Source organism: uncultured Microbacterium sp. (genome assembly GCF_913776565.1).
In the GTDB taxonomy this organism is placed as follows: domain Bacteria; phylum Actinomycetota; class Actinomycetes; order Actinomycetales; family Microbacteriaceae; genus Microbacterium.
The window spans coordinates 1-7,446 of record NZ_CAJYPF010000064.1; the positions used below are offsets into that span (position 1 = coordinate 1).

The window sequence follows — 7,446 nt, forward strand, 5'->3', positions numbered from 1 at the left end:
GCTACCACGACATGGCGACCGGGTTCGGGGCGGAGACGGATGCCGCGATCCTGCGCTTCGTGCACGACGAGGGCAAGGGCATCGTCTGGTTCCACGGCTCCGCGGCGCAAGAGGACCGCTGGGGCTATCCCGAGGAGTACAACGTCATGCGCGTAGCCAAGCTCAGCGCATGGGAGACGGGCCTGCGCCCCCGCCCGTGGGGCGAGGCGCAGCTGCATACGGCCGAGCCGCGGCATCCGATCACCGAGGGCATCAACGCCACCTGGACCGTCACCGGAGACGACATCCTCGTCGGGGTGCAGATGTACGAGGGCGCGCAGGTGCTGCTCACGACCTTCGACGACCTCGAGGCGTACGAGAAGGCGCCGGTCTGGCCGATGTCGCACTACCCGGTCGACATTCCGCCCGAGGGCATCGCGGCCCTGCCGGGGATCAACACCGAGCAGCCGCTCGCGTGGATCAACGAGTACGGCGCGGGTCGCTCGTTCACGATCACGATCGGCCACGACATCGACACGTTCCGCCGGATCGAGTTCATCCGCATGTTCCCGCGCGGGGTGGAGTGGGCGGCGACGGGCCAGGTGACGCTCACCGGTCCCGACCGCCGCGGCGACCGCCGCATCAACCCGTGGCCGTATTACAACGGCGAGGGCTGACGCGCGGCCTCGTCGCGCGCGTGAGGGGTCAGTCTCTGTCGCTTCCGAGCTCCGGAAGCGACAGAAACCGACCCCTCACGCGAGAGACGGGGGAGTTCAGGACGGGGACCGGGCGCCCTCCAGGATCGGGCGCAGCACCTTCTGCACGTACCAGCCGGCGACCATCGTGCTCTCGGCGGGGTGCGGGCTCTGGTCGGACTCCACGACGATCCAGCCGCGGTAGCCGTGCTCGGCCAGGGCCTCGACGAAGGCCTCGAAGTCGACGAGCGCGCGCTCGTCGCTCGGCTCGAAGAACCAGCGCAGGATCTTGCGCGACCCGCCCTCGGTGCGGATGAACTGCTCGGCGTGCGGCGTCGATGCCTCGGCGTCGTCGACCGTCTCGCGGGCGTCCTTCAGCTGCACGTGCACGACCCGGTCCGGGTACCGCCGGCACAGCGCGACGGGGTCGATCCCCGCGATCGCGAGCTCGGCGGTGTCGATCGCGAGGCCCACGGTGTCGGCATCCGTCGCCGCCAGCAGACGGTGGATGCCATCGCCCAGCCGCAGCGCGGAGAGGAAGTCGACGTGCAGCCCGAGGGCGATGCCGTCCCCGGCGATGGCGGAGCCGACGGCGTTCCACAGCGTCGCCAGCACCCCGATCTGCTCGTCGGAGAGCGCACCCGTCTGCCACGCCGACGGCGCCGCGCGCACGACCAGCACGCTCCCGCCGAGGCGGCGCAGGGCATCGGCGAACCACCGCGCGGTGCGCACGATCTGGTCGACCGACGCCGGGTCGAGGGGGTCGGGCCCGCGGCCCATCTCGACCTCGAAGCCGACGGAGGGGTCGTAGACGTAGCTGCTCACGGCGTCGATCGCGCACGCCTTCAGCACCTCGCGGAACCCCTCGACCGACCCGTACAGGTCGGCGAGCTGCTGCGGGGTGCCGAGCGGCTCCCATGCGCCGAAGCTCTCGGCGGTCAGCTCGATCCCTGCGAAGCCGCTGATGGATGCCGTCTTGAACGCCCGCTCGTGCTCGCGCTTGCGCACGAACGAGTCGATGTTGGTGTCCCACTGGTTGATGGCGTAGGCCCAGCGCACGTCGCTCATCGCGCGACCTCCTCGTTGTAGATGCCGTCCAGCACGTTCTTGGCGTACCACCGCGAGATCGCGGTGCTCTCGGCGTAGTCGCCGCCGAGCTTGTCGGCCTTGTCGTGCTCGACGCTGATCCAGCCGGTATAGCTGTGGTCGCGCACCGAGCGCATCATCGCCTCGAAGTCGACGAGGCCTTCATCGGTGCCCATCTCGTAGAACCACTTCTCCGTCGTCTTCGCCGAGACCTCGGCATCCGGGAACATCCGGTAGTCGTCGTTGACGTCTTTGTGGCGCGTGTCCTTGAAGTGGAAGCCCGTCACGCGCTCGTGGTGCGCGGCGTATACGTCGACGGGGTCGACGTCGGCGATGCAGTGCTGCGCGGTGTCGACGAAGAACTTCACGTAGCGCGGATCGGCGTAGGAGTAGAAGCGGTCGATCTGGTCGCGGGTGCGGATGCCGGCGTAGAACTCGTGGTGGCAGGTGAGGTTGACGCCGTACTGCTGCGTGAGTTCGCCGACCTTGCCCCAGATGTCGGCGGCGTGCTTGAGCCCGTCGTCGGGGACCCCGGCCTCGTCGAAGTAGCGCGAGCCGGGCATGACGATGATGTTGTCGAGCTGGATGCCCGACCACATGTCGAGCGTGCGCTGGAAGTCCTCGAGGATCGTGCCGTGGGTCGCGGGCACCTCCGGCGCGTAGCGGTCGGGGGAGTAGTACACGCCGTGGAACGTGTTGACGATGCGCTCGAGGCCCTGCTCCTGCACGAACTCCTGGTAGTTCGCGACCGAGCCGTACTGCTCGAAGATCTGCCAGATGCGGAAGTCGAAGGTGTCGATCGCGTCGAAGCCGACGGCGGCGACCTGCTGCAGGAAGCGCTTCATGGCCAGCTTGGACTGCCACTGGTCGTAGGGCCCGGCGGGGCCGTTGGCCCGCCAGTGATCCATGTAGCTCCACTTGATGGGTCGGTCGGTCATTGCGTGCTCGCTCTCTGAAGGGATGCGGAGGGGTGACGGTCGGAGAGGGCGCCGGCGGCCAACGACAGATGACGCGAGGTCATCTCCCACGGGTCGTCGTCGAGCCACTCCTGGCCGCCCCACTCGCTGCAGAGCGTGCCGGTGAAGCCCGTCGCGGCGAGGGCTGCGCCCACGTCGCGAAGGGGGTCGGAAAGTCGGTGGTCGGCGTCGTCGAGGTCCCAGAACTTCAGGTGCACCGCACCGAGGAGGGGGAGGACGGATGCCAGGTCGGCGACCTGCGCGCGCCCGAAGCGCACGAGCAGGTTCATGTACAGGGTGTGCACGGGTCCGGGGACGCCTCCGCTGTGCAGGAGGTCGAGCACCGCGCCGTGGGTCGCCGGGTCGCGCCACTCCTCGCGCAGACGGCGCACGAGATCGGTCGGGATGCCGCCCCGTTCGAGCCGCTCGAGGTAGGTGACCGGCAGCGCCGGCATGAGCATGCTGATGTCGAGCAGCAGCCGCACGTGCGGGGTGTCGAGGGCCGCGATGCGCGCGTACGCGTCGGGGCGGAGGGCGGGAGTCTCGTGTCCCTGGGCCTCCTCGAACAGCACGAGGTCGAGCTCTTCGAGCAGGGGGACGAGGTCGTCGAGCAGGGCCCCGGCCTGGCCGATCGGCAGGCGCACGCCCGCGGCGCCGGCGGCGGCGGCCGCGCGCAGTTGCGGTTCGAGGAAGGCCCGGCGCTCGGCATCCGTCCGCCGTCGGGCGCGATCGAACTCGTCGATGCTGACGCCGACGATGCTCACGCGTCCCCCGGCCGCGGCGAGCCGGTCGCGGAAGGCCTCGGCGTCGTGCGTCGGTGGCGCGGGGAAACCGCGCCACATCTGGCCCAGTTCGATCTCGACGGCCGAGGCGATGCCCCGCTCGACCAGAGTCAGCGCGAGGTCGGGGGCGGTCCGCTCCGCGCGGATGACCTCCGGGGTCAGGTTGAAGGCGCTGGCGGACAGGGTCCAGGTGTCGGGGAGGGTCATGCGGCGCTCCCCACGTCGACCGAGACGCTCGCGCCGGCGGCGTCCGCGACCAGGTCGCGGGTGAACGAGAACGGCAGGCGCAGCGGTTCGGTGGGCCCACCGGGCAGGTAGGGGATCTCGAGCCGGAACGACACCGATACCTCGTGGATGCCGGGGGTCACGGCATCCGGGATCTCCAGCACCACGCGGTCCTGGAGGTACCACCACGTGTCCTCGACGGACAGCTCGGCCGGGGTGATCCGGCGGGCGCCGAGCACGACCGTGGTCTCGCGCTGCTGGCCGTCGATGCGGAGGGCGACGTCGAGCAGGCTCGCCAGCGGGAGTGAGCGGATCCACGGCAGCGACACCCGAACCTCGCTGCGCTCGGCACGCACCCGCAGGGCGTCGTCGCGCAGGGCGGAAAGGGTCATGGCGGGCACGTCCTCGTGTCACGCACGCCGACGGCGTGCTTCCGCACACAATCTAACGACTAAGGTCGAAAAAAGCCAGAAGTCAGCCGTGGGCTCCGTGCACGGCTGCCACCGTGGGGCGACCCTCCGCGAACCAGCGGGGAAGGCTCACCTCGAACAACTGCTCCTTCGCGAGATCCACGCCGCCGCGCAGCGGCTCGCGGGAGTCGTTCTCGCTCGTCTTGATCGCCAGGTCGCGCGTCGCGAGCGGGAGCGACAGCTCGTAGACGCGCTGCCGCACCTCCGCGAGGAAGAGCTCACCCGTCGACGCGACGGCCCCGCCCACCACGATCACTCCGGGATTGAACATGTTCACCAGAGCGGCCACGGCCTCGCCGACCTGACGGGCCGAGGCCTGCACGAGCGAGATGGCCAGGGCGTCGCCGCGACCCGCCGCGCGCGTGATCTTCTCCAGCGTCAGGGTGTCGCCGGATGCCACGGCCTCGGCGAGCGGCCCCGTGGCGCCGTCCGCGATCGCGGCGCCCGCGTCGCGCACGAGGGCCCACCCGCCGGCGACGGCTTCGAGGCACCCGACCTTGCCGCAGCGGCACACCTGCTCGGCGCCCGGGACGCGGACGTGGCCCATGTCGCCGGCCGCGCCGTTCGCGCCGCGGTGCAGGCGCCCGTGCGAGACCAGGCCCGCGCCGATGCCGGTCCCGACCTTGCAGTAGATGAGGTCGACGGCCTCGTCGCGGCGGCGCGAGCGCTCGGCGGCGGCGAGCAGGTTGACGTCGTTGTCGACCCAGACGGGGGCGTCGTAGCGCTGCTCGAACACCGTGCGCACGTCGTAGTCGTTCCAGCCGGGCATGATCGGGGGCGCGACGGGCCGGCCGGTCTCGAAGTCGACGGGGCCGGGCAGGCCGACCACCAGGCCCCACACCGCGGTGCCGTCGCCCCGCGCGAGCAGATCGTCGACCATCGACGTCGCCGTCCGGAGGGTGTCGTCGGGTCCGCGGGAGATGTCCCACGCCTGGTGCGCCTCGTCGAGGATCGTGCCGTCGAGGTCGGTCACGCCGACGTGGATGTGCAGGCCCCCGAGGGCGCACACGACGATGCGGCCGCGCTCGGCCCGGAAGCGCAGGGTGCGCGGCGCCCGCCCTCCCGAGGAGGGGGCGTACTCGGCATCCTCGAGGAAGCCCATCTCGACGGCGCGATCGACGCGCTGGGCGACGACGCCGCGCCCGAGGCCGGTGATGCGGCCGATCTCGGGGCGCGTGACGGCGTCGCCGACGCGGACCATGTTGACGATGCGCAGCAGGCTCGTGACCTCGTCGGTCTGCGCGCCGAAGCGGAGGGTGGACACGTTCGCCATGCGTTGATCCTCACACAGGACGGGCCCGACCCTGCCGGATTTCGCGCATCTATGGTTCATTAGTCTCCGACTTCAGTATTTTTCAGGCTGAAGTGGCGAAGGGGCCGGGATGACGTGGGGTGTGGGGATCATCGGGTCGGGTCCGGGCGTCGCAGCGCTGCACGCGCCGACCCTCGCCCGGGTGAGCGAGGACTTCCGGCTCGTTCACGTCAGCGACGCGGGGAGCGGCCGCGCGGCCGTCATCGCCGATCGGTTCGGGGCGCGCGCGTCGACGGGGGTGGAAGGCCTGCTCGCCGACGGTGAGGTCGATGTCGTGGCGATCTGCAGCCCGCCCGCGCGGCACGCGGAGCACGTGCGCGCCGCCCTGGCCGCGGGCCGCCGCGCGATCTTCGTCGAGAAGCCCCTGGCCGACACCGCCGATGACGCCGCCCGTCTGGTCGAGGAGTGCGCCGCGGTGGGGGCGCTGCTCGTCGTCGGGACGAACCACCTTTTCGATCCTGCCTGGGCCAAGGCGACCCACCACCTGCACGCCATCGACGGGCGCATCTCGTCGGTGACGGTGACGCTCTGCCTCTCGCCGAACGACCGGTATCACGCCCTCACGATGGGAGAGCCCCTTCCGGCGGGGACCGCGACGCCACGTCCGCCGCTCGACCTCCACGATCCCGAGCGCAGCGCGGCGATCGTGCGTCAGCTCATCGCGGGCTTGGGCGTGCACGACCTGCCCCTCGTCCGCGATCTCGTGCCCGCGATGCCCGAACTGGTGTGGGCGAGGCCCGTGCCGCCGATCGGCTTCGACCTGGCCCTCCGCGCCGACGGCGCCCTCGTGCGGTTCACGGCCGTGATGCTGCCCGAGGGCGCCGACTCGCTGTGGACGGTGAGCGTGGCCACCGCGGGGGCCCGCATCGACGTGGAGTTCCCCCCGCCGTTCGCGCACGTCGGGGGAGCGCGCACCACGGTGCGTGACGCGCGGGGCGTGCAGACGGTGTATCCGGCGGATCGGCGGGACGGATACGAGGTGGAGTGGCGTGCGCTCGCCGCGCTGCTGCGGGGAGAGGCGGCGATGGAGTACGACGAGCTGCGGGCCGACGCGGCGTTCGTGATGGCGATCGCCGACCAGGCGGCCGTGGCGGTGCGGGCGGGAGGGGCGCGATGAGCGCCGTACGCACCGACCTCGCCGCCTACCGCGCGGCCGTGGCCGAGCTCGCCCCGCGCGTGCGGCCGGGTGGCGGGGCCGACGCGATCCGGGTGGTCGAGGGGCGGGGCGCCTGGTGGGAGTGGCTCGAGGGAGCGGCGGCGTTCATCGTCGACGAGCCCGACCCCGCTCCCGTGGAGGTGCACGAGCGTCTCGCCGCGTTCCGCGTGCCGGTCGTCGTCGTGCGCCGGCGCCTGCGCCCCGACGTCGTCGCCGATGCGATGGGCGCCGTCGCGACTGCGCGGCACGTGGTCGTGGACGCGTGGAGCGGACGGACGGATGCCGCGACGGTGCTGCGCGACGCCGTGGGCTGGGCCCGCGTGCTCGCCGGCGGTCCCGTGCGCGCTGTCTCGAGAGCCGATACCGAACGCGCGACGACCCTCGCCGTACGGAGCGCGGCCGGGGTGGGGGCGAGCATCACCCGCGCGATCGGGGGCGACGTGGGCGGAGCCCTCACCGCGACCGCGCTCGGGCCGCGACGCGTCGAGGTGCGCGTCGACAGTGCCTCTCCGCTGCACGAGGTCGCGTTCGACGACGAGGAGGGCCGCCGCACGGCCCGCGCGCGCCGCGAGTCTCCCGAGCGTCTCGCCCTGCGCCGCATCCTGGACGCCGGGGAGGGTGCCGCACTGGGCGACCTTCCCGATCTCGCCGCGGATGACGCCGCCGCCGCTCTCTCCTGACGTCGCCGCGGCGATGCAATGTCCCACTTTTGGTGGGTTGGATGCCGCCCAGGTGACCACTTCTGGGACATGCGCCGCCAGAAAGGGGACGAGGTCCCTCGCCGA

General features: G+C 71.8%; 8 protein-coding genes. 3 read left to right on the forward strand and 5 right to left on the reverse strand.

Annotated elements, in window-relative coordinates:
* On the forward strand, positions 1–656 hold a 656-nt coding region (locus tag QZ433_RS04035), incomplete at its 5' end, for a ThuA domain-containing protein (RefSeq protein WP_295780131.1).
* A 96-nt stretch (positions 657–752) separates the two neighbouring features.
* On the opposite strand, the gene QZ433_RS04040 is transcribed toward QZ433_RS04035, so the two are convergent.
* The 5 genes from QZ433_RS04040 to QZ433_RS04060 all read right to left on the reverse strand — a co-directional run bounded on the left by QZ433_RS04040 (position 753) and on the right by QZ433_RS04060 (position 5,466).
* Positions 753–1,742 carry a sugar phosphate isomerase/epimerase gene (locus QZ433_RS04040; protein ID WP_295780132.1) on the reverse strand — a complete coding sequence of 330 codons (990 nt, stop codon included), beginning with the start codon at positions 1,740–1,742 and terminating at the stop codon, positions 753–755.
* A complete protein-coding gene (locus tag QZ433_RS04045; protein WP_295780133.1) occupies positions 1,739–2,698 on the reverse strand; it encodes a TIM barrel protein in 960 nt (319 codons plus the stop codon). Before QZ433_RS04045 ends, QZ433_RS04040 begins: the two co-directional genes overlap by 4 nt.
* Positions 2,695–3,705: a restriction endonuclease subunit R gene (locus QZ433_RS04050; RefSeq protein ID WP_295780134.1), complete on the reverse strand. Its 1,011-nt coding sequence runs from the start codon at positions 3,703–3,705 to the stop codon at positions 2,695–2,697. The genes QZ433_RS04045 and QZ433_RS04050 overlap by 4 nt, the downstream gene beginning before the upstream one ends.
* A complete protein-coding gene (locus QZ433_RS04055) occupies positions 3,702–4,115 on the reverse strand; it encodes a hypothetical protein (protein ID WP_295780135.1) in 414 nt (137 codons plus the stop codon). The genes QZ433_RS04050 and QZ433_RS04055 overlap by 4 nt, the downstream gene beginning before the upstream one ends.
* 82 nt (positions 4,116–4,197) lie before the next feature.
* Entirely contained in the window at positions 4,198–5,466 is a 1,269-nt protein-coding gene (locus QZ433_RS04060; protein WP_295780136.1) for an ROK family protein, read from the reverse strand.
* 109 nt (positions 5,467–5,575) lie between these two features.
* Here QZ433_RS04060 and QZ433_RS04065 point away from each other — a divergent pair, with 109 nt between their 5' ends.
* Positions 5,576–6,622, forward strand: a complete 1,047-nt coding sequence (locus QZ433_RS04065) for a Gfo/Idh/MocA family oxidoreductase (RefSeq protein ID WP_295780137.1) — start codon at positions 5,576–5,578, stop codon at positions 6,620–6,622.
* Positions 6,619–7,341 (forward strand): hypothetical protein, encoded by a 723-nt coding sequence (locus QZ433_RS04070; RefSeq protein ID WP_295780138.1) that lies wholly within the window; start codon positions 6,619–6,621, stop codon positions 7,339–7,341. Before QZ433_RS04065 ends, QZ433_RS04070 begins: the two co-directional genes overlap by 4 nt.
* Positions 7,342–7,446 lie beyond the last annotated feature (105 nt).

Excerpts from the sequence above, each read along its gene's own strand:
- QZ433_RS04045 (WP_295780133.1), bottom strand. The coding sequence starts at position 2,698 with ATGACCGACCGACCCATCAAGTGGAGCTACATGGATCACTGGCGGGCC.
- QZ433_RS04040 (WP_295780132.1), bottom strand. The coding sequence starts at position 1,742 with ATGAGCGACGTGCGCTGGGCCTACGCCATCAACCAGTGGGACACCAAC.
- QZ433_RS04055 (WP_295780135.1), bottom strand. The coding sequence starts at position 4,115 with ATGACCCTTTCCGCCCTGCGCGACGACGCCCTGCGGGTGCGTGCCGAG.
- QZ433_RS04065 (WP_295780137.1), top strand. The coding sequence starts at position 5,576 with ATGACGTGGGGTGTGGGGATCATCGGGTCGGGTCCGGGCGTCGCAGCG.
- QZ433_RS04050 (WP_295780134.1), bottom strand. The coding sequence starts at position 3,705 with ATGACCCTCCCCGACACCTGGACCCTGTCCGCCAGCGCCTTCAACCTG.
- QZ433_RS04070 (WP_295780138.1), top strand. The coding sequence starts at position 6,619 with ATGAGCGCCGTACGCACCGACCTCGCCGCCTACCGCGCGGCCGTGGCC.
- QZ433_RS04060 (WP_295780136.1), bottom strand. The coding sequence starts at position 5,466 with ATGGCGAACGTGTCCACCCTCCGCTTCGGCGCGCAGACCGACGAGGTC.